Annotated in this window: 23 protein-coding genes, 1 tRNA gene and 2 pseudogenes; 12 read left to right on the top strand and 14 right to left on the bottom strand. The window is 50.1% G+C overall.

Annotated elements, in window-relative coordinates; translation table 11 throughout:
• The first annotated feature begins 13 nt into the window (after positions 1-13).
• From HUE57_RS10680 to HUE57_RS10660, 6 genes are all read left to right on the top strand, one after another.
• Entirely contained in the window at positions 14-679 is a 666-nt protein-coding gene (locus HUE57_RS10680; RefSeq protein WP_078484249.1) for a glutathione S-transferase family protein, read from the top strand.
• Between the two features lie 130 nt (positions 680-809).
• The gene (locus tag HUE57_RS10675) at positions 810-1,043 is read left to right on the top strand and encodes a hypothetical protein (protein WP_174673152.1); all 234 of its coding nucleotides are present in this window, start codon (positions 810-812) and stop codon (positions 1,041-1,043) included.
• Between the two features lie 459 nt (positions 1,044-1,502).
• Entirely contained in the window at positions 1,503-3,074 is a 1,572-nt protein-coding gene (locus tag HUE57_RS10670) for a Na/Pi cotransporter family protein (RefSeq protein ID WP_174673151.1), read from the top strand.
• Complete coding sequence (locus tag HUE57_RS19635; RefSeq protein WP_272901955.1) at positions 3,034-3,159, top strand: hypothetical protein; 126 nt, start codon at positions 3,034-3,036, stop codon at positions 3,157-3,159. Before HUE57_RS10670 ends, HUE57_RS19635 begins: the two co-directional genes overlap by 41 nt.
• Complete coding sequence (locus tag HUE57_RS10665) at positions 3,117-3,254, top strand: hypothetical protein (RefSeq protein ID WP_174673150.1); 138 nt, start codon at positions 3,117-3,119, stop codon at positions 3,252-3,254. Before HUE57_RS19635 ends, HUE57_RS10665 begins: the two co-directional genes overlap by 43 nt.
• Before the next feature lie 20 nt (positions 3,255-3,274).
• Positions 3,275-3,586, top strand: coding sequence for a hypothetical protein (locus tag HUE57_RS10660; RefSeq protein WP_174673149.1), 312 nt, complete (start codon positions 3,275-3,277; stop codon positions 3,584-3,586).
• Between the two features lie 31 nt (positions 3,587-3,617).
• On the opposite strand, the pseudogene HUE57_RS10650 reads toward HUE57_RS10660, so the two are convergent.
• The 5 genes and pseudogenes from HUE57_RS10650 to HUE57_RS10630 all read right to left on the bottom strand — a co-directional run bounded on the left by HUE57_RS10650 (position 3,618) and on the right by HUE57_RS10630 (position 10,276).
• Positions 3,618-4,793 (bottom strand): annotated as a pseudogene (locus HUE57_RS10650) (putative bifunctional diguanylate cyclase/phosphodiesterase).
• Between the two features lie 587 nt (positions 4,794-5,380).
• Positions 5,381-5,836: a PAS domain-containing protein gene (locus tag HUE57_RS10645; RefSeq protein ID WP_174673147.1), complete on the bottom strand. Its 456-nt coding sequence runs from the start codon at positions 5,834-5,836 to the stop codon at positions 5,381-5,383.
• A gap of 57 nt (positions 5,837-5,893) precedes the next feature.
• The gene (locus HUE57_RS10640) at positions 5,894-6,478 is read right to left on the bottom strand and encodes a PAS domain S-box protein (RefSeq protein ID WP_174673146.1); all 585 of its coding nucleotides are present in this window, start codon (positions 6,476-6,478) and stop codon (positions 5,894-5,896) included.
• Between the two features lie 49 nt (positions 6,479-6,527).
• Complete coding sequence (locus HUE57_RS10635; protein ID WP_174673145.1) at positions 6,528-9,293, bottom strand: transporter substrate-binding domain-containing protein; 2,766 nt, start codon at positions 9,291-9,293, stop codon at positions 6,528-6,530.
• A 203-nt stretch (positions 9,294-9,496) separates the two neighbouring features.
• Positions 9,497-10,276, bottom strand: coding sequence for a transporter substrate-binding domain-containing protein (locus HUE57_RS10630; protein ID WP_174673144.1), 780 nt, complete (start codon positions 10,274-10,276; stop codon positions 9,497-9,499).
• Between the two features lie 130 nt (positions 10,277-10,406).
• Here HUE57_RS10630 and HUE57_RS10625 point away from each other — a divergent pair, with 130 nt between their 5' ends.
• Positions 10,407-10,613, top strand: coding sequence for a hypothetical protein (locus HUE57_RS10625; protein WP_174672842.1), 207 nt, complete (start codon positions 10,407-10,409; stop codon positions 10,611-10,613).
• Positions 10,614-10,809: 196 nt separating this feature from the next.
• Here HUE57_RS10625 and HUE57_RS10620 read toward each other — a convergent pair whose 3' ends face one another.
• Positions 10,810-11,949 (bottom strand): glycerate kinase, encoded by a 1,140-nt coding sequence (locus HUE57_RS10620; RefSeq protein WP_078483485.1) that lies wholly within the window; start codon positions 11,947-11,949, stop codon positions 10,810-10,812.
• Positions 11,950-13,076: 1,127 nt separating this feature from the next.
• Here HUE57_RS10620 and HUE57_RS10615 point away from each other — a divergent pair.
• From HUE57_RS10615 to HUE57_RS10595, 5 genes and pseudogenes are all read left to right on the top strand, one after another.
• Positions 13,077-14,270: pseudogene (locus HUE57_RS10615) on the top strand (IS3 family transposase).
• Positions 14,263-14,763, top strand: coding sequence for a hypothetical protein (locus HUE57_RS10610; RefSeq protein ID WP_174673143.1), 501 nt, complete (start codon positions 14,263-14,265; stop codon positions 14,761-14,763). Before HUE57_RS10615 ends, HUE57_RS10610 begins: the two are co-directional and overlap by 8 nt.
• Before the next feature lie 46 nt (positions 14,764-14,809).
• Positions 14,810-15,253 (top strand): hypothetical protein, encoded by a 444-nt coding sequence (locus HUE57_RS10605; RefSeq protein WP_174673142.1) that lies wholly within the window; start codon positions 14,810-14,812, stop codon positions 15,251-15,253.
• Between the two features lie 138 nt (positions 15,254-15,391).
• A complete protein-coding gene (locus tag HUE57_RS10600; RefSeq protein ID WP_078485216.1) occupies positions 15,392-15,700 on the top strand; it encodes a hypothetical protein in 309 nt (102 codons plus the stop codon).
• 492 nt (positions 15,701-16,192) lie between these two features.
• The gene (locus HUE57_RS10595) at positions 16,193-16,396 is read left to right on the top strand and encodes a hypothetical protein (protein WP_174673141.1); all 204 of its coding nucleotides are present in this window, start codon (positions 16,193-16,195) and stop codon (positions 16,394-16,396) included.
• 2,016 nt (positions 16,397-18,412) lie between these two features.
• On the opposite strand, the gene HUE57_RS10590 is transcribed toward HUE57_RS10595, so the two are convergent.
• From HUE57_RS10590 to ihfA, 8 genes are all read right to left on the bottom strand, one after another.
• Positions 18,413-18,706, bottom strand: coding sequence for an MBL fold metallo-hydrolase (locus HUE57_RS10590; RefSeq protein ID WP_174673140.1), 294 nt, complete (start codon positions 18,704-18,706; stop codon positions 18,413-18,415).
• Between the two features lie 538 nt (positions 18,707-19,244).
• The gene (locus HUE57_RS10585) at positions 19,245-19,673 is read right to left on the bottom strand and encodes an SET domain-containing protein-lysine N-methyltransferase (RefSeq protein WP_174673139.1); all 429 of its coding nucleotides are present in this window, start codon (positions 19,671-19,673) and stop codon (positions 19,245-19,247) included.
• A 123-nt stretch (positions 19,674-19,796) separates the two neighbouring features.
• Positions 19,797-20,030, bottom strand: a complete 234-nt coding sequence (locus HUE57_RS10580) for a hypothetical protein (protein WP_174673138.1) — start codon at positions 20,028-20,030, stop codon at positions 19,797-19,799.
• Between the two features lie 65 nt (positions 20,031-20,095).
• Positions 20,096-20,341 carry a hypothetical protein gene (locus HUE57_RS10575; RefSeq protein WP_174673137.1) on the bottom strand — a complete coding sequence of 82 codons (246 nt, stop codon included), beginning with the start codon at positions 20,339-20,341 and terminating at the stop codon, positions 20,096-20,098.
• Between the two features lie 62 nt (positions 20,342-20,403).
• On the bottom strand, positions 20,404-20,625 hold the full coding sequence (locus HUE57_RS10570) for a hypothetical protein (protein WP_174673136.1): 222 nt from the start codon (positions 20,623-20,625) through the stop codon (positions 20,404-20,406).
• Positions 20,626-20,784: 159 nt separating this feature from the next.
• Positions 20,785-20,861: transfer RNA gene (locus HUE57_RS10565), tRNA-Pro, on the bottom strand.
• A 77-nt stretch (positions 20,862-20,938) separates the two neighbouring features.
• Entirely contained in the window at positions 20,939-21,298 is a 360-nt protein-coding gene (locus HUE57_RS10560) for a MerR family transcriptional regulator (RefSeq protein ID WP_078482622.1), read from the bottom strand.
• Positions 21,276-21,578 carry an integration host factor subunit alpha gene (ihfA, locus tag HUE57_RS10555; RefSeq protein ID WP_078482623.1) on the bottom strand — a complete coding sequence of 101 codons (303 nt, stop codon included), beginning with the start codon at positions 21,576-21,578 and terminating at the stop codon, positions 21,276-21,278. The genes HUE57_RS10560 and ihfA overlap by 23 nt, the downstream gene beginning before the upstream one ends.

Raw genomic sequence — 21,578 nt, 5'->3', positions numbered from 1 at the left:
AAGGGATCCCTGCATGAAACTCGAGCTTATTAGCTTCAAAATCTGTCCATTCGTACAGCGCTCGGTGATTACTCTTAATTACAAAGAGGTCCCTTTCGAGACCACCTACATCGATCTCTCCAATCCACCCTCTTGGTTCGGTGAAATATCACCACTAGGCAAGGTACCAGTGCTGCGTATTGATGATAATGAAGTGCTGTTTGAGTCAGCTATTATCTGCGAGTATCTCGACGAGGTAACCCCCGGTTCGCTGCAACCCAACGACCCACTGCGTCGTGCACAAAATCGTGCCTGGGCCGAATTTGCCTCTGCCGCGATCATGGATCTTTCGGCCATGATCCATGCACCCGATGCCGATGCCTTTAACGGTGGTCAGCAGCGGCTGAAAGGAAAGCTGAACACACTGGAGGAGGCGTTTGATAGTGAAGGGCCCTATTTCAACGGTGAGCAGGTCTCACTACTCGACTTCTCCATCGCACCGCTCTTCAACCGTATCGATCTACTCGGTCTCTCTGGTCCGCTTGCGATGGCGGAAGATTGTCCGAAGGTGGATGACTGGGCCGAATCACTACTGCAACTTGATGCGGTCCGCTACTCGACCGTTACCGACTTTCCAGAAGTACTGAGCACCTACATTGAGAAGAAATCTCCCTACGCTTTCAAGGCCTTTTCGCTCTAAATTGGGGCATATGAGCAATTAGCTTGATAATTGAGCCCCTTTATACTTGACTATTTCCCTTGGTCTTACGATGCTGTAGCTACGGTCATGCTAACTTTTATCGTTGCCGCGTAATCAGGAGGTAGTCATTATGAAAAGAATATCCGGGGAGTCGCTATTTTTGCGAAAGTTTGTTTTGGGCATCAAGCCCAAGCAAACAGCAAAAACTTCACGCGACCGTTTATGCCTGCGGCGCCCGACGTCCTGCGTTCGTTGCGTAATCACCTCTTCGCGGCTCTACACAACTCCCTCAGTGACTCTACGCCGACATAAAGCCGCTGCTGCATCTTCTCCGTCGTTCGCTCGCGCTCTCAACTACGAATAGGCAGACGGCGTCGACTATCGGGGACTAACCGCCCTCACTTCGCTCTCCATGGCGGTCAGCGCTGGGATTGGGCAAAATGGATGCTGTCCTTTGTATCCGTTATCTTCACCACATCTTTGGTCATCGTGCTTGAGGAGATACGATAACTCGCTCTCAGCTCGATAAACAATAGTGATAACAGATCGGAGTGAGGTGAGCCTCTAACACTAACTGCTCTCGATCCGACCAAGATTTCAGGTCAATGGTAAAACAGAGCCGTTCTCTGCCCGTTGCAGTGATTAAGCATTTAGTCGCTGCGCCTGCATAACCGTGTGATCACCCCTCCCTATCGCCATTCTCAGCAGCATTTGAACCACACTCAACACCTTTGCACGGTGTTGAGTGATTTCCTAAATAGTCACTCTCAGCCCTACTCCAAAGAGCGCGACAACCTCTCAATCACTGTTAGAATCTGCCTTAATGAACTATGGAATCGGTGACATACTGACCCTGCTCGGCTCGTTGGGGCTGTTCCTATTCGGTATGAAGGTGATGAGTGAGGCGCTGATGAAGCTCAGCGGTACTCGTATGCGCGCCTTTTTGGCTACCACCACCTCCAACCGTTTCTTCGCCCTGACTACCGGTTTTCTGATTACCACCGCCATTCAATCCTCTTCAGCAACCACACTGATGGTGGTGAGCTTCGTCAATGCCAACCTGCTGACGCTGACCGAGGCGGTGGGAGTGGTTATGGGGGCCAACATCGGCACCACCGTAACGGCCTGGTTAATCTCGATTCTCGGTTTCAAGGTAAAGATGAGCGCCATCGCACTACCTCTGGTGGGTGCCGGCTTTCTGCTCAGTATGTCGAAACGTGCACAGATCAAGCAGTGGGGTCTGTTTACCATCGGCTTTGCTGTGCTCTTTATCGGTCTGCAGTTTCTCAAGGATTCGGTACCCGATATCGGTAGCAATCCAGATGCACTCGCCTTTCTCGCTGAGTACACCAGCAAGGGCTACCTCTCGCTACTACTCTTTCTCGGCATCGGCACACTGCTAACGCTGGTCATCCAATCCTCAAGTGCCACCATGGCCCTTACCCTGCTGATGACCTTTGAGGGGTGGATTCCTTTCGATATGGCCGCCGCAATGGTACTGGGTGAGAACATCGGCACCACCATCACCGCCAACATTGCCGCCTTCGTTGCCAACTATCAGGCGAAGCGCGCAGCGCGCGCCCATCTAATCTTCAACCTGCTCGGGGTGACCTGGGTAATGTTGCTCTTCTACCCCTTTATCGAAGGGGTGGCCGTTGTGATCGAACAGCTGGAGGGGGACTCCCCGTTCATCAAGGCTGCTGCTATCCCGATTGCACTGTCGCTGTTCCACACCAGCTTTAACATCCTCAACGCCCTGTTCCTGATTGGCTTCCTGCCGCTGATTGTCCGTATTGTCGAATGGCTAGTACCTGAGGTCGTCGAACCAGAGCACCTGCTTGAGGAACCCAGGTTTCTGGATAAGGCATCGATGAAATATTCACAAACAGCCATCAAGGCACTCAGTGATGAATCGGTAAGATTATTGGAGAATGCCGCCTACAAGGTGCTCTCACATGGGCTTCGAGTGCACCGAAAAGACCTGGAGTCTGAACGTCATCTGAAGGAGATTCTTGAGCAGATCGATACCATAGAGATCGACATCGACCAGTTCTACTCAACACGCATCAAACGCATTTACAGCAAAATTCTCGATTATGCGACGCAACTACAGCAGAAGTTCACACTCGATGACTGTGAGATCGAGACGATCCGAAATGTACTGGTTGCAGATCGTCTGCTGGTTCAGGTGGTCAAGCGTATGAAACCACTCCACCTCAATATGGACCGTTATCTCGACTCAGATAACGACGCCATTCGTCGTGAGTACAACACGCTACGGCGTCATATCCTCAAGGTAGTGCGGCTGATCAAACACATAGGGCCTGTCGGGGAGTCGCTATTTTTGCGGAAGCATGTTTTGGGCATCAAGCCCAAGCATGCGGCAAATACTTAACGCGACCGTTTATGCCTACGGCGCCCGACCGTCCTGCGTACGTTGCGTAATCACCTCTTCGCTGCTCTACACAACTCCTCAGTGACTCTACGCCGACATAAAGCCGCTGCTGCATCTTCTCCGTCGTTCGCTCGCGCCTCAACTACGAATAGGCAGACGGCGTCGACTATCGGGGACTAACCGCCTTCGCTTCGCTATCCATGGCGGTCAGCGAGGGTATCGAGAGTGAGGATCTGCAATCTCTGCAGCAACAGCGGAAAAAGGCTAAACATCTGGATACCCTGCTCAACGGTCGCATCGGTGAGCTGTTACTCACAAATGTGATCACACGAGAGATGGCCTCTTCACTGATCAACGACAGTGCCAACGCCGCCAGCATCACCAAAAACCTGGTCGACATCGCCACTATGCTCTACGCACCGAAGGATGCACTGGTTAACGCCCTTGATGATCAGAATGCAGCGCTCTACTCCGCCAAGCTAGAGAGTGAAGAGGTCGACAGCAGAAAATAGGTCAGCGGCTGTTCAACCAAAGATAAGCAACCTAATCCTGCGCACTCTCCTGCAGTAGCTGCACAAAGGTCTCAGCGGGTACCGGTTTTAAGAAGAGATAGCCCTGTAGCTCATCACAGCTCTCTTTAGCAAGGAACTCCGCCTGGCTCTCTGTCTCCACACCCTCGGCAACAATCGACAACCCCAGACTCTTCCCCAGAGCTATGACGGCACGTGAAATGGAGATGTCGTCTCGGTCCTCTGGCAGACCAGCGACAAAGCTCTGGTCGATTTTCAACTTGTGGATGGGTAATTTTTTCAGATAGCTCAAGGAGGAGTAGCCGGTTCAAAAATCATCAATGGCTATCTTGGCACCCAGCTCGGTAAGGCGTACCAGCATGGCCAGAGAACGTTCCGTCTCTCGCATCAGTGCGCTCTCTGTAATCTCCAGTTCCAGCATCTCTGCTGGCATCCCGCACTCTTTCAATACCGTTGAGACGAGTGATACTAGATCCTGTTTTACAAACTGCTGCACCGAGATATTCACAGCAACGTTGTTCAGTGGATAGCCGCTCTGGCGCCACATCTCAGCGTCGGAACAGGCCGTTCGTAATACAAACTCACCCACCTGATTAATCAGATCACTCTCTTCAGCAAGGGGAATAAACTGAATTGGTGGAATAAAACCCAGCGTGGGATGGACCCAGCGAACCAGGGCCTCAGCACCGACGATTTTCCCCGTTAAGGCGTTAATTTTCGGCTGGTAGTAGACCACCAGCTCTTTCTGTTCAATGGCACTGTGCAGCGCACTCTCCATCAACAGTCGATCATAGGCAGTCGTCGCCATCTCCTCGGAGAAGTATTGATAGTTGTTACGTCCACGCTCCTTGGCGCGATACATCGCAGTATCGGCAGCACGTATCAGTTGATCCCCATCATTTCCATCTTCAGGGAAAAGCGCGATGCCGATACTGCATCCAAGGTGGATCTCATGTTCATCAAGCAGGAAGGGAGGTTTAAAGGAGTCGAGCAACTTAGCAGCAATGTTGGCAATCGCATCAAGCTTGTTCAGATCATCGCTGAGCACAATGAACTCATCACCACCCAGACGTGCCACCGTATCCTCCGCACGTACCAACGTTACCAGTCGATCGACCACCTTCTGCAGCAGACGATCACCAAACAGATGGCCAAGACTATCGTTAACCATTTTAAAACGGTCGAGTATCGGAGACAGAATAGCTTACCTCTTTCCATTTGCGGCGCTGATGGATCTGCATCAGTGGTCTAGTTACGGTCATTAGAAAGCAGGCGAGCGATTGGCAGTCCGTCAAGGCGTCATGGTTGCCTGATTATGGGCTCCACGAATTTTCAACCCGAGGATATCCTGGCACGTACTCACGTTACCAGTCGATCGTGACCTTTGCAGACGATACCAACGACGTGCCAGACTGAGATATGTTAACCATTTTAAATCGGTCGATCAGAGAATACTAACGCCCATTGCGCGGCATGATGATCGCAAGGGGTTAGACGGTCATAAACAGGCGGCGTTGGCGTCCGTCAAGCGTCATGGTTCGGCCTGATTATCAGCTCTTCACGAATTTTGTGTAACTCCGAGATATCGGAGAAGGTCGCGACATAGTTGGTGGTTTGACCTTTTTCATTGCGTACCGAATACGTAGCCCTGAGATACTCCCTTGCGTGATCCAGATCTACCACGAGATCTTTTAACCTCTGCCCATCTTCAAAATCTGCGTCGTGCACCTAACTACAGGTTGGTGTCCGCAACATCTCCGTCTAATCAGTGATTCACTAAAGGCCTGAGTGAAGACGAATTTTACCTTCTGCATCGGTAACGATAATGCCGTCATTGGTACTCTCAAATACCGTAGTCGCCTGACGCTGATACTCCTCGGCGGCCAGTCGCTCAGAGATGTCGTTAAATGTAACAACCGCACCGTTGGCGTGTCCCCTATCAAGCAGTGGTGTAGCAACATAATCTACGGGGATCATGGTGCCGTCTTTGCGCACAAAGTACTCAACACCCTGGCGCATCACACCAGAATGCAAAACCGAATAGATTGGACAGTCGTGATCAGGATAGTCACTGCCATCCTCATGACGATAGTGCCAGGTCTCATGAGAGCGTTTACCAATCAGCTCCTCCGCCTCAAAACCGAGCAGTTCAGCGGCCCGCGGATTGACAAAGGTATGACGTCCCTCACTATCCAGACCAAACACCCCCTCTCCAGCCGCCTCGAGAATCATATGATTTCACGCTCTCGCTCGTTCGCGGCCTTAGACGTCGTGTGATGTCTTGAAGAGTCACAGATAGACTTCGGAATCGAATTCGGAACTACCCACCGAGAGCTCAGCTGTAAATGGACTTCCATCTCCCCGCTGGCAACGAATCTCAAAGCGTTGTGCAGAGAGAGAAATGTCTCTTGGTGCGGCCAAACCATGAAGCAGATTAAGGTAGTGCGTGCGATGCTCCTCCAGGATCAGCGTTTCGACCAGAGAGCGCTTTATCAGTTCTCTCTCCGCGAGGCCAAATACACGTTCGGTCGCGGCATTACACTCAAGTATGTGGCCATCTTTATCCGTCGTAATGATCGGATCGAGAGAGGCGATCATGATTGCATTTCGCTTATGGCGGTCGGCGAGTAAATCGTGCGACATGGCGTTGAACGCCACAGCAGTCTGAGCCAACTCATCACTCCCCTTCACCTCCAGCTGATAACCCAACTCACCCGCAGAAAGGCGCTCTGCTCCCGTTGTGAGCGCAAGCAGCTGTCGTGTTAAAAAACTACCAAACACGAGTGAGAAGAGCGCGACCAGTACCATCTCTGAGAGAGCGATCGATATCGCAATATCGCGCACCTGATCGATATGTCGATGCAGTTCGAGCATTGAATAGCCGATATCAACGCGACCATAACCGACGCCACCGACAACAATCTCAATGGTGCTCGCGAATATAGTTGGTCAACGCCCAGTCGTCCGCACCCGCCAGGGTCTTACCGTAGAGCTGCTTCAGGCTGGTGATCTCATCATCCTCTTTCCGAACCACCGCCACACACGAGAGCGTGAAAAAGGGCTTGGTAAAGTGCATGATCTCGGCACGCTCGTTGCTGTAGTGAAGCGGATGGATAAGATCGATCTCGCCCCGTTTGAACCGCTCCATTAAAGCGGCCCAGGAGTCGGTCACAAACTCAAGCTCAACACCGACCTTGTCCGCAAGCATATGCAGATAGTCGATTGAGAAACCGGTCGGTCTGCCAGCAACGTTGTAATCGTAGGGGGGCCAGTCAAGTTCGTTGGAGACACGTATCACAGGATGGGCCTTGAGCCACGCGATCTCCTCGGCACTCAGATCAATTCTCTGAGTCAATTTTGCTGCGGCCTGTGGCAACCATCGTTCTCGCAGGTGTTGTCTCTCCTGATAGGCAACACTATCCATCGCCTTCTGTAGGATCGTGCGCAGTGTCGGCCAATCCTTACGCACACCGAGGTTTAAGACATTATCGAAGCGTGGGTCGGAGATACTGCCTGAGAGGCGAATATTGAAGATGCTCTGCTCCAGCATCAGATGGTTCATCACCGCCGGCTCACCGATGGCGGCATCGGCCTCACCCAGCATAACCGCCTGCAGTGCCAACAGATTATCCTTCACCAGATGCATCTTGATATTGGGATAGTAGCGCTCGATCAGCTCCTGTTCGAAGAAGCCACTCGGCAACGCAACCGTATTCCCCTCCAGCGCTTCGAGCGAGGTGATCAGCGGTTCATCCTGTCGTACATAGATTCCGGTCAGCGAGCGCAGATAGCTATCGGTAAAGTTGATGTAGTCGCGCCGATCCTCGGTATCGACGATATTGAGCATCACATCGAGCTCATTGCGTTTCATCATGCTAAGAAAATCATCCCAGCTCGGTCCCGATAGATACTCCACCTCGATACCGAGCTTGCTGGCCAGCAGGTTCATGTAGTCGATCGAGTAGCCCTTCGGCCTCCCCTTCTCGATAAAGTTAAAGGGTGCCCAGTTCTGTTCGTTATGTACGCGAATCACTGGATGCGTCTCGAGCCAGGCACGCTCCTCCTCAGTCAATGCAACACGTGATTCCGTCAGCTCGGCCTCGGTACGAGCGATCTCGGGGCGAGTCCAGTTGCCAAAGATTGCCAGCACCTCCTCATCGCTGAGCGAATCGAGTGCCTTACCGAGAATGGTGGCAAGTTCAGGCCAATCCTTGCGCACGCCAAATCGCTGCTCAGACTGGCCCTTCGAGTAGAGGGTGGCGAAGCCAAGATTGGGCAATCCCGCCTGGGTAATCAGGTGGTGTGCCATACCGATAGCACCGATGGTTGCATCCGCCTTACCGGCCGAGACGGCCTCCAGCCCCTCGTTGAGATTCATTACATAGAGCGGTTCAATACCCTCGATCTCCTCGAGCAGTACATCACTCATTGAGTAGCCCTTTACCAGCGCCATCCGCCTACCGGATAGATCCTCCGGGCGGGTTATCACCCCCAGATCCTCCTTGCGGGTCACGATATATTGGGCCAGGGAAACATATGGACGTGTGAACGCAAACAGCTCCTCACGCTCCTTGCGTTTGACCAGCGTGGCGATTACATCAACATCGCGCTTCTCGGCTGCCATATAGAGTTTTTTCCACGTTCCCTCCTCATAGGGCTCGAAATAAAAACCGGCCCGCTGTGCAAGCTCACGTGCGAAGTCGACCGCAATTCCAACAAACTCCCCCTTCTCATTGCGAAAGCTGTAGGGCGGATAGTTTTCGTCAAAGGCGATGCTCACAACCGGGTGTTTATCGATCCACCCCTTCTCACGCGCAGAGAGCGCAAGCTGGGAAGCGCGTTGTCTCGGCGGCTCCGGAAGCTTCAACCACTTTGCATCGAGACGACGCAACTCTGCCACCGAGAGAGAGTCGAGCGCCTTATCCAGAATTGAGGCAAGCATCGGCCAGTCATTTCGCACCGCAAGGCGGTAGCGCTGATCGCGCCCCCCCAGCGCGTCACTCTTGGCGGTGATCACCAGGTTATTGAGATAGAGTTCATTGATCAGGTGAGTCGCCGTTGGCAGCTCTGTAAGGGTAGCGTCTGTCTTGCCGGCAGCGACCGAGTTGAACGCATCGGAGTAGCTATCGAAATAGACCAGCTGTTGATCGTCAACGACTCCCTTCAGGGCGACGATCAGCGAATCATCTTTTACTACCGCCACACGAAGATCTTTCAGTTCCCGCAACTCATCGATATGAGTCAACTCACTGCGCGTAACGATGACATTGACGACACCTTTATAAGGCCGGGTGAACTTCAGATAGCGCTTACGCTCGCTGGGATAGTCGAAGACCGAATGGAGCAGATCGATCTCTCCCCGTTTCGCCATCCCCAGCATATTGCTCCAACTATCTTTCACAAACTCCAATTCGACGCCGATCCGATCGGCCAGAATCTCCACCAGCTCCACAGAATAGCCGGCAGGCTTGCCTGCAATACGGTAGTCGAACGGTGCATAATCGGCCTCGCTGGAAACACGGATAACCGGATGGTGATCGAGCCAGGCACGCTCCGCATAGGTAAGCCCCAACTCTGCCTCTTTCAGTTCACCTACCCACGATTTATGGATCACGCGTAGCTCATCACGGTCGATATCTGCAAGCGCACGATTGAGTATCCCCGCCAGAAGCGGCAGATCCTTGCGCACTCCAATGGCATTAATCGAGGAGCTCTCGGAGATCTTCCCCGCTGACCGCCATGGAGGCGAAGTGAGGGCGGTTAGTCCCCGATAGTCGACGCCGTCTGCCTATTCGTAGTTGAGAGCGCGAGCGAACGACGGAGAAGATGCAGCAGCGGCTTTATGTCGGCGTAGAGTCACTGAGGGAGTTGTGTAGAGCCGCGAAGAGGTGATTACGCAACGAACGCAGGACGTCGAGGCGCCGCAGGCATAAACGGTCGCGTGAAGTTTTTGCTGTTTGCTTGGGCTTGGATGCCCAAAACAAACTTTCGCAAAAATAGCGACTCCCGGTGCGCCTTAACATTGATAATCAGCTCACTCTCGATCACATACATCGCCGCCGCACGATTACCGACATAGGCATCCACCGCACCTTTGGAGAGTGCATCGAGTGCATCGCTGGTCGTATCAAACTCTCTGACCTTGATCTTCGGGTATTTAGACTCCAGCAGATGAACGATAAAAAAGCCCCGCTCAACAGCAACGGTCTGTCCAGCAAGATCATCGAGCGAACCTTTGTATGACGCATCGTTGCGAGTGAAAATGAGGTGAGGAATCTCAATATAGGGTGTAGTGAAGTTGAAGAACTGCTCGCGCTCAGCGAGTGGCGTTACTCCCATCAAGGCATCAAGTCGGTGTTCCTTAGCTAAGCGATAATTCTCCTCCCAGGAGCCGGGCACAATCTCGAGTCGATGCCCCAGACGGATATTGATAGCGCGGATGAACTCAGTGCCGATGCCGAGTGGCCGGCCGCTCTTGTCGACATAGTCCATCGGCGGCCAGGCGTTCATGGTGCCGATACGGATGCGGGGATGCGCCTCGAGCCAGCGCTGCTCTTCGGCGGTCAATTCAAAGGGTTGATCAGGAGCCGCAGTCACTGATAACGGCAACAGCACGCTAAGTAGCACAATCAGTGCAATAAAACTCCCTAGCCAATTATTGTTTTTATCCATTAAACAGACTGCCCCTATCCTTAAAGCGCCCTCTGGTTCTTATTCTAGGCACCCAGCCCCATCGGCAATACCGACCTCCCCTCTCTGAAAGGATGGACTCAAACTATATCAAGCCGGGGAGTCGCTATTTTTGCGAAAGTTTGTTTTGGGCATCCAAGCCCAAGCAAACAGCAAAAACTTAACGCGACCGTTTATGCCTACGGCGCCCCGACCGTCCTGCGTACGTTGCGTAATCACCTCCTCGCGGCTCTACACAACTCCCTCAGTGACTCTACGCCGACATAAAGCCGCTGCTGCATCTTCTTCGTCGTTCGCTCGCGCTCTCAACTACGAATAGGCAGACGGCGTCGACTATCGGGGACTAACCGCCCTCACTTCGCTCTCCATGGCGGTCAGCGTAAGAATAGGCCGTTTTTTTGACGATTGCCTGAAAAGACGTTGATTACGGACAGTTATAAATCTGACAAACAGGTGATAGGCACGAATCGGTAGCTGGGCACAACCTCTGCGCCCTCCATTGAAATAGCGAGTGATTAGTACAGTTTTGAAGCAATAAAGAGCCGGACGGCCTGCTCTGTGGTATCACTCATCAACTCCGATGCCTGCGCCATCGCCTCCTCAAGCGATATCGGCCCAGCACAGAGCGAGAAGCAGGCATCAATGCCAACATCAGCGAGCTGCTGGTAGCCATCACCCAACGAACCGGCTATTGCCACACACGGTACACCTGCCGCTTTGGCACGTTTCGCCACCTCAGCAGGTGCCTTGCCATGTGCCGTCTGGCCATCGATCCGACCCTCGGCGGTGATCACCAGATCAGCACCCTCGAGCGCGGTATCGAGTCCGACCACCTCGGCCATCAGCTCCGCCCCCGGTAGCAGGCGAGCCCCGAAAAGCGCATGGAGCCCTCCCCCCATACCGCCCGCCGCACCGGCACCCGGCATCTCACACACATCGACACCGGTCACCTCCTTCAAGACTTCGGCAAAGTGGGCCATGCCTGCATCCAACACCTGCACGGTCGCCGCATCGGCCCCCTTCTGTGGCCCATAGAGCGCCGCCGCCCCTTCGGGTCCAATAAAGGGATTATCGACATCACAGACAATATCGAGCGATAGATCGGTCATACGCGGATCGAGTCCGGATAGATCGATCGACGCGACCTGCGTCAACGAACCACCACACCCCTTCAGCAGCTGACCAGCACCATCAAGAAAACGTACACCCAGCGCAATAGCGAGACCAGTCGCCGCGTCGTTGGTCGCACTCCCCCCGATACCGAGCACAATCCGCTCTGCACCCGCATCAAGCGCCGCCACCATCAACTGACCGACACCCACAGTAGAAGCGTTAACCGGATCGAGTCGAGCAGGATCGAGCAGCGCCAGCCCCGAGGCGTCGGCCATCTCGATCACCGCCGTGGCGTTCTCACTGTCCAAAAGAAAAGGGGCAGTCACCGAATCACCCAGCGGCCCCTCAACGACGATCTCACACAGTTCAAAACCATCAAGCGCCATGAATGCATCACGCATCCCATCACCACCATCGGCCATCGGCAGTTCAATACAGACAGCATCGGGCACAACACGCCGCACACCGACCGCCATCGCAGAAGCACAATCACTGCTCGACAGACTCCCCTTGAGGGCGTTGGGGGCAAGGACAACCTTCACATCAGCACCAGAACATAAGAAGAAAGGCCCATTCTGTAAGCAATCGAGAGGTAGGACAAGCATCAAGGAGCCGTACAACAGCTATCGGGAATACTTGATTTCAGGGATTAGCTGTAGGACGCTTCATTTATATCAATCAGCCAGGAGGCATCTCGATCATGGAACAAGATCCACCGCTGCGCTCACAAACAGATTTCACGAATAAACACCATTCCCAGGCCATGGGTAGAGACCATGCCGCCAATGGCATAGAAACACCCCATATCAAGCAAACAATCCGGGCAGCTCCGTTAGCAACACCTTTTAGGCTCCGTTTTACGAAGTTAAATCATTGTTTTAAAACAAGCTGGATTTTTATACACCCTAAATGCTCCGTTAGTAACGGGACATTTAGGGTGTCTAATAATAGTTAGGATCATGGACACATTTAGATACATAGCTCTGTTTCCGGCAATCATATTGGCTTGGCTTACAGCGTTTCTCATAACATTACAAATTAATTATGTGCGAGCCGTATTATATTGTCCTGCTGGATTTCGTAAAGGTTCTGATTGTTGCGCGAATGAATGGGTTCAATACCCTGAATGGCTAGTGTCTTTTCATTTCACTTTGTCTTCAATCCTCGTGGTTTTGTTGCTGCGCTTATAGCTCCACATCAGAAGTATATGGTGTCTGTATTTATTTATTTTATTGGTATATTGCTGGCAACCCTATTGGTGTTTTCAATTGGATTTGTTATTCCATATATAATAGCTATTATCGTAGGCTGGCTTTCAGTTATTGGCGTAAGGCGCCTAACAAGTGGCTCAACAAGGATCTGAACATCCCCGATAAAACGGACACCAACTTCTAACTGAACGGGAGTCGCTATTTTTGCGAAAGTTTGTTTTGGGCATCCAAGCCCAAGCAAACAGCAAAAACTTCACGCGACCGTTTATGCCTGCGGCGCCCGACCGTCCTGCGTACGTTGCGTAATCACCTCTTCGCGGCTCTACACAACTCCCTCAGTGACTCTACGCCGACATAAAGCCGCTGCTGCATCTTCTCCGTCGTTCGCTCGCGCTCTCAACTACGAATATACAGACGGCGTCGACTATCGGGGACTAACCGCCCTCACTTCGCTCTCCATGGCGGTCAGCGGGGTGTTTAATGCCAAATACAATAACCCACGAAAGACGTGGCGCTACACAGATGAATTCAAGGTAAAAGCTGTCCAGCTAAGTTTTCTGGAAGGAGTTCAGGTTAAAGAGGTTGCTGACACGCTCGACATCCATCCGTTTATGCTGTCACGATGGCGAAAAGAGTATCGAGAAGGTGTGATTGTGGCAGATAAGAGAAAAAGGTGACCAGTATTCGCCGAGAAGCTTCTGAGCTGGATAAGATGAAGAAGCTGAAAAAGGAGGTTGCCCGACTCAAGCAGGAGAATGATCTGCTAAAAGTGGCAACGGTTTCTTGCGGAAGAACATCAGAACAATATCGATTCATCCAGAGAAACCGGAAACTCGGAGTAAAGTACATGTGCGAGTGGCTGGGCGTGTCCCGCAGTGGCTATTATGACTGCTGCAAACGCCCAGCGGCTGAAAGAACAAAGGAAGATGCGTACCTGACCAGAAAGATCGTGAAAATTCATCGTCAGAATCGCGGCGTCTATGGCAGCCCAAGAATACATCAGACACTGCGCAATCAAGGCGTTCGCATCGGCAAGAAGCGTGTTGAGCGCCTGATGCGAGATAATGGCGTGGTTGGCCGAGTCGTTAAAGTTACGCGACGACAGCCTGGATTAAAACGATTTAAAGCTGAGGGTGAAAACCTGAAACGGCTTGCGCCGAACCCAGACAAGATCAATCAAGTGTGGGTTGGAGATGTTACCTACTTGAAGGTAAAAGGCGCATGGCGATATTTGGCCACAGTAATGGATGTATTTAGCCGTCGAATTATTGGGTGGTCTTTAGGTCGAGATAGAACAACCAATCTCACGCTTAAAGCGCTAAGGCATGCACTCAGGGACAGGGAGCCAGAGAAGGGAATGATATTTCATACAGATCGAGGGATTGAGTACACAGCACATCGATTCAGAAATGAGTTAAAAGGCATGAAATCCGCCACAGTGTAAACCGTCCTGGCTACTGCACAGATAATGGACACATGGAATCATTTTTCACACATTAAAGGCAGAACTGATTCGTGGATCGCACTTCGATCATGATGTTAAATTACGGTTTGCACTAAACAGCTATATCAATCAATTCTATAATCACCGAAGAATGCATTCGGGGATTGGGTATATGCCACCAGCTTATTATGAGCGGATGGTTGCGTGAAAATAGCGTGTCCGATTTATCGGGTGAAGATCAATCGGCGCAAAAACGCGCCTACCTGTTAGCCAAGACGTTAGAGGTCTTAAAACAAATGATTCGAACACTTTTAGTATCCAGCTTTCTGGTGTTAGTAGTTGGTTGTTCTGATTCGGGCTATTCTGACTATGTTGAGAAATTGGTATCGCCTATGCAATGGATACGATCCGCTGATCCAGAAAAGGATGCTAATGAGGCTCTGAAGAATAATGACTTTAGATATTTAGCAATTACAAGTTATAGCCTTACATTTCCAGGATTACCAGACAACAAGACACCTAATGCAAATAAGGAAGATGGATACAGAATTATAGGATATTGCGAACTTATGGAAGGTGAAGAACATATTGAATTATGTGTGTTAGCTGGTCAATATGCGAAAAAATACAATAAAACACTATCCAGTTTGGTGGTTAACCAGAAGACCTCTAACAAATCGCTCAAGGAACGGACGCGCTAAAGCGCGCCCTTAGCTCAACCGTTAGGTTTCAGTAGAGACTGAGTTCATGGGTAGTAAAGTGCAAAGAAAAGAAATACTAGACAAACTGCTCCGTAAGTATAAAGCTCAACCAGTTGGGAGCGGTTATATCGACATAATTGTAATGAGAGATAAGTACAAGTGTCTTGCTGAAGAACTGTTCAGAAATGGGTTTATAGTTAGAGCGATCAGCTGGTGGGAATATATTGATGATGTAAACATACCCAACTCTTACGGTATGGGTGGGCCTGTCTGTAGATTCTATGATGGCAAGTTTGCGGAAACTTGTTCCGATATTGATGAATTGCCAAAAGGAATGTTCACAGATAAAAGTATCGGAGATCTGGTCAATCATGTAGAAACAAAAATATTGGGAGAGTACGAAGGTAAAGTGGTCAGTTACAAAGCTACACCTTCATTAACTCCGGCATTCTGGCTTGACATGGATAATGACTGGAAGAATATACAATAATAAAATTGAAACCTAACAATTGGCTCCAAGGGACTTGCTCTCCGCGGCGTTTCGTTTGCGGCGAATGCCACAAGCCTCACCCGCTCCGGCAAGCCCCTGAGCCTGAGCGTTATAACTACTCAGTGGCCTAGCAAAAGAATGAAAAAATCAATTGGTTTCTCTGTGTTGTCAGCCTTAATCGCTATGTGTGCTTACCTCGTCCTAGATGCAATACAGCGCCATATTGATAAGCAGTCCGGCGAAATCGTTGAGAGAGTGCTGAGCGACAATACAATTTCTCAACTAAAGCTGGTATCTGAAGTTCAGTCACAACTGGCGGCTGGCGATTTGGCCGCGGCTTCCAAACAGCTAAATGAGGCAGCAGATACGTACATATACATCCTCAAAAACAACTGTAAATTGGAAAAATGCAAACAGGCACTTAAACACCATCAACCAAACAATTAGTTATAACAATGCCGTTCAACCCGGACATACCTCCGCGGCGTTCAATTTGTGCTTAAATCGCACACCGCTACGGTATGCCTGTTAACGGCGACGTTAGCATAATAATGAAAGAGCACTTTCTTATATCAAGCAAAGTCGTAAATCGACATATTGTGTTGGTGGCGTTAATAGGTCTTTTAATGTCTCGTTTTTAGTGGCGCTATGACTTATGTGTCTATGGTAGCGCTCATATTTAGTTTTTCATAGTTATTGTGATTAACGGCAAAATCACACAGACAATAGAGCAAAAAGACGAAACAGATGCATTACGGATAGTTGGAGAGAACTGGAAAAACTACCTCATAGCGCTTATTGCTGTAGGGACACCTGTGCTTCTTTTCAATTATCTTATTAAATTTGCTCCCTTGTCAGTAGAGCAACACATCTTGCTCAAGGAAGCAGCAAAGGCTTCGATGTGGGTTGTTACAATTTATGCTCGGGGAGTCGCTATTTTTGCGGAAGCATGTTTTGGGCATCAAGCCCAAGCAAACAGCAAAACTTAACGCGACCGTTTATGCCTACGGCGCCCCGACGTCCTGCGTTCGTTGCGTAATCACCTCTTCGCGGCTCTACACAACTCCCTCACTGACTCTACGCCGACATAAAGCCGCTGCTGCATCTTCTCCGTCGTTCGCTCACGCTCTCAACTACGAATAGGCAGACGGCGTCGACTATCGGGGACTAACCGCCCTCACTTCGCTCTCCATGGCGGTCAGCGAATGCCAATCGTGTTTATAAAACAGCTAGGGCTTATGTCTGTTGTTGCTGGTATTGCATACTTCTTTAACAATATTAGGAAAAGCATGCAAATAGCCACCTTTGTTACAGCAATGTTTGTTATAAATTCCGGCGGTTATTTGTAGGCAGTCGAACAGGCTCAACAAGGCATTGGTATTTCAAATATACTGCCTGTAATGGTAGCTCTAAATATTGCCTCTACATATTTATCATTTATTGCATTTGCAGCCGCAACTAACGTCTTGGTGCAGGGCAATTCAAATACTCAAGGTGGCCACCAAAATTCCTAACACCGCATCAAGATCGTTTGCTCTCGCTCACTGAGACGCCGCTACCGCGGCGCCTTATCAGAACGTTAGAGCAAATAATAGCATGGGAGATATTGGGATAAAGAGAAACCAAAGGTGTCAGAGTCAATTGATCAATGGTTTTAGTAGGATGGGTTGAACGGGGTAATACCATTCACTAGTTTTACCTCTGTGCCAATAGCGGGTGTCGCTTTGAACTATCGCTTCGTAGACACCTTATATACTCAGCTTGGAATACCTTAATTTAGATGGATATTCAGTCTGAATATTCTGGACATCAGCTGCAAACAGATAATCCAGAAGCCAATCACAGCATTAGCTAATTATAGATATAATAAGTTCTGACAGCTCCAATCTCGCGATTGTTAGCGCACTTAAATAACGCCCATATTATCGACACACAAAGGAAACCGGGGGGTCGCTATTTTTGCGGAAGCTTGTTTTGGGCATCCAAGCCCAAGCAAACAGCAAAAACTTCACGCGACCGTTTATGCCTACGGCGCCCCGACGTCCTGCGTTCGTTGCGTAATCACCTCTTCGCGGCTCTACACAACTCCCTCAGTGACTCTACGCCGACATAAAGCCGCTGCTGCATCTTCTTCGTCGTCCGCTCGCGCTCTCAACTACGAATAGGCAGACGGCGTCGACTATCGGGACTAACCGCCCTCACTTCGCTCTCCATGGCGGTCAGCGCAAGCTGAGAAGAGTAATTTTAGGAACATTGCTTACCCTACTGTTATCAAGCAATGTTTTGCCCTGGATCAACACACCACTCAGGTTGATGAAGTTACAAAATCGACCTCCAGCTGGGACGGAAGCGCCCTATCCAACTACTCTGAAGACACTCCAGAGGTCACCATTCTCAGAATCAATATCCCAGCGGGGGTTCAGTTACCCATGCATAAACACCCGGTAATTAATGCCGGTGTATTGCTGAGAGGTGAACTAACGGTAATTCGGGAAGATGGCAAAACGCTACACATGAAGGAGGGGATTCCATTGTCGAAGTTGTCGACAAATGGCACTATGGAAAGAATGAAGGGAGTGAGACGGCTGAAATTATAGTTTTTATGCTGGAGTCGTGGGAACACCGATCACCATCAAGAAGTAGGTTTTCGATACATTTCAGAGAGTAGCTCGGATGGAGTAAAACGAAATCCGAGGCGCTTCTGTCACTCCTACTACCCTCACGGGATTACGATGACATTGAAGTAACTGGACAAGTGCAGCAGAGACAATCAGTATCCGGGCACCCCGCACCCTGATATTTGAAGGTGAAACACCTTAAAGAAACATTTTGATGTCAACCAATCAAACCGCCATCATTCTTTCCAGGGCATGCTGATCAGGCCCAGTAAAGGTTGGTGCCCTAGGAGCGCCGGCCAATATACTTAATAACGTTTTCGTCATACCTTCTGCTGCAGGCAAATGCGAACTGAGTACAACCTCGGCATTCAACTGTTCTATAGCGGCCAGACTCCGGTCGAATTTTCAGCATCGATCGTGCTTAACCACGGCGCATCAATTGTTGCCCACAGAACGCTGCCATCATGAAGGGTTTTCTGTTCAATATCTGCAGCTGTTTCAGCCGGTCGATCAATAATCGCACCAAAACAATCAGCACTAATCAATGTATTGGATTTTTGTCCAACAAGCCGGTTGTCTCCGGCGCATCATAAGTGGGCGGCTTTACCGCCATTAATTGCCGGTCACCGACATTCAGCGACTGCCCTGGATTAAGTAGAAACACTCGAACCAGAGGTAAACCGTGCAAACCCATTTTAGCCATACCAATATATGTAGTGACTATTCGAGCATTGGTGGCTTCTGATAGTACAGCCTCTAAATTCCCCAGGTGATCCATATCTGCATGAGTAATCCAGATCCAGCGCAGGTCTTTAGGGTCGACAACTGAACGCAACTCCTGCAAAACTCTGATCGCAATGACGCAAGCCCCGTATCTACCAACACTAGTTGCTCAGCGTGAATAACAAAGGCATTGACCGGTAGCACACCGTAACCTGGTATCGGAATGTATGACACCAGTGACGTGATATCGGGGGCGACTTTCCTTGACTCAAGCATTGTAGGTTCGTTCATGTCGGCATTTCTCCACAGGGGATCATTTGCGCCAGACTGCATGACACTACTCGATACATTCCAGTGAATAGATCTCATCACTGTTTACAGACAGTAGTCCATACCCACCACATTTCAATAAATATATATGCTTACCGAATATGAAGAGGCGAAAACAGACCAAGAGCTAATGTGCCGAGCAGCGCGTAGCACGTATCTCGGATGAAGTGGAACGAAATCAGGGACTCTTCTGCCAACCCATTCGCCCCCGGATTACGCTCTGCTTCTTCCGGGCTACGGTAATAACAATGGGGAAAATCCTTTTACTTAGGAATCAGCATTCACCCATTATGAAAATAGTTGAAGTCGATATCGGCTGTTTAAGAACTGGGCATCTGGTGTTTATACCAACGACTAAGATAGTCAGCCACTCCAAGATCATGAAGGTAATGCTGCAAATGGGGCTCAGCCTCTTTGAACCCTACAGACCTTCCATAACAATTATCTGCACCACAGTGACACTCAGAGACAGCAATTGAGTTTGCCTCGCTCATTCCATAGTGAAACGCAAGCATCTCGCCTGGTTCGATATCTCTGACCGCATAGAAGTTATAACCACCAAATTCATTATTATTTATGTAGAGATTAGGTTCACAGCTATGGGCGAAAATCTGTGCTGGCTCATCAAGATGGACGTGTATCTGATGACCTACTTGAAGTGAATGGTTATCACGAGTTGCAGCTACTCCAGTGGGTTTTCCCTCACAGATCAGCTCATCTTTCTTACAATGATCTATCGCAACTACCACTCTACCCATCGTCTGATGATGAGTAACTTTACATTTTCCATTAAATAAATTCCACGAGTACGCCCAACAAAAAGGAGAGACGATACTTAGAAGTGAGTTAGTGATACTTGGAGATATATAAGTTCAGTGCAATAAACCCTTATCAACCCCAGCCTTTCCAGAAGCAGTTGTAATAGATGCAGCCCTGTCACCTAATCCCCACTCCGCTTTCTCTGAGGTCTCACCCAACAGCTTGATCAACATAAAGACGATCTCCTGAGTGATTATGATGTTTACGCTCTTACCCTCGGGTGAGATCAGGTTGAGTTTTACCTTGCCATCTTCTTCTGCTGAGTAGTTGATACGTGAGACCAGCATCGGTTGCTCGCCCAAAGGACGCTCAGCTGGCGTCTCTTTATATTTGGTCTTGAAATCCGCCTCTTTCAGAGCGGCATCACGTTTGAAGCTTTAATTGCCTCTTTTACGCTCTGTAGCGACGACCTCTTTTTGCTCGACTCTTCGGTCTTATCATCAGTGGCATCGCCAACCTTCTCAAGAACCTCGAGTAGCAGCCTGGTATAGCGACGGGTCAGCCAGACCAGAAACTCGGTCTCACCCTTACGGATTCGCAGGCGCAGCCGATCCTCGAGCGATATGTACTCCGCCTTGAACTGCATCATCGATTCCAAAGTTGCGCTCCTTAATTCGGAGATATCGTAATAATATGTTGAAACAGTCTATCAGATAGCCTTCAGATAGCCGGTGTATACATCACATGCGCAGCAGGCATCGGGGATGACCTTTCCTGATATTCACAGCCGGGACGATAACGACAGGTGATGCCAAAGGTGGTGGGCAGCATAGGTTCACTATCACGAACCACAGAGAGCGTGATCACCTCATCAATACCAGAGACGGCAATGTCTGAATCGGTAATATAGATATCGCTGCCCATGCTTTGTTCAGATTCCACTACTGTTTTTCCTCAGCTTTTGATCATCTCTCAAGCTTTAACCTTGATTGTATGTAGGGAATATACACGCCAGACAATAATCCGATCAAAATCAACATCCACTATTTTGTGAGCAATCATGAGGACAAAAAGCCGACCAGTGGTCGGCTTTCCCATTATTGGTCGGGGCGAGAGGATTCGAACCTCCGACCACCTGCACCCCATGCAGGTGCGCTACCAGGCTGCGCTACGCCCCGAAAGGTATTACTTAGATGGGGATTCCGCCTCAAAGCGGAGGCGAGATGATACCCGCTTTAGAACGGGAAATAAATCACTATCGGTGATTAAGGAGCTCTAGAACCTCTTCCAGCTCATTGCGTAGTGAACGCGCAAGCTGTTGGGTCTGGCTTAGTTCCTCTTTCACTTCGGTGCCAGAGAGACGCTGACGAGCCCCGCCGATGGTGAAGCCCTGCTCGTAGAGCAGTGCACGAATCTGACGGATCAACATCACATCGTGACGTTGATAATAACGACGATTACCGCGACGCTTGACTGGCTTGAGCTGAGGAAACTCCTGCTCCCAATAACGCAGCACGTGTGCTTTGACATCACAGAGCTCACTTACCTCACCAATAGTGAAGTAGCGCTTCGCCGGAATCGGCGGTAATTCGTTATTGTTGCTTGGTTCCAGCATATGCCTCGACTCTAGCCTTGAGTTTCTGTCCTGGGCGGAATGTCACTACTCGACGTGCGGTAATTGGAATCTCTTCACCCGTCTTGGGATTTCTTCCTGGGCGCTGGTTTTTATCTCGTAGATCAAAGTTGCCGTAGCCGGAGAGCTTCACCTGCTCTCCCTTCTCAAGACACGCCTTGATGTCTTCGAAGAAGATCTCAACAAAGTCTTTTGCTTCACGCTTATTGAGACCGAGTTCCTCAAATAGACGATCGGCCATATGTGCTTTGGTCAGTGTCAT

Origin of the sequence: Candidatus Reidiella endopervernicosa (assembly GCF_013343005.1) — a bacterium.
Taxonomy (GTDB): Bacteria; Pseudomonadota; Gammaproteobacteria.
The sequence above is the reverse complement of the archived record's forward strand: the minus strand, read 5'-3'. Positions and strand labels throughout refer to the sequence as shown.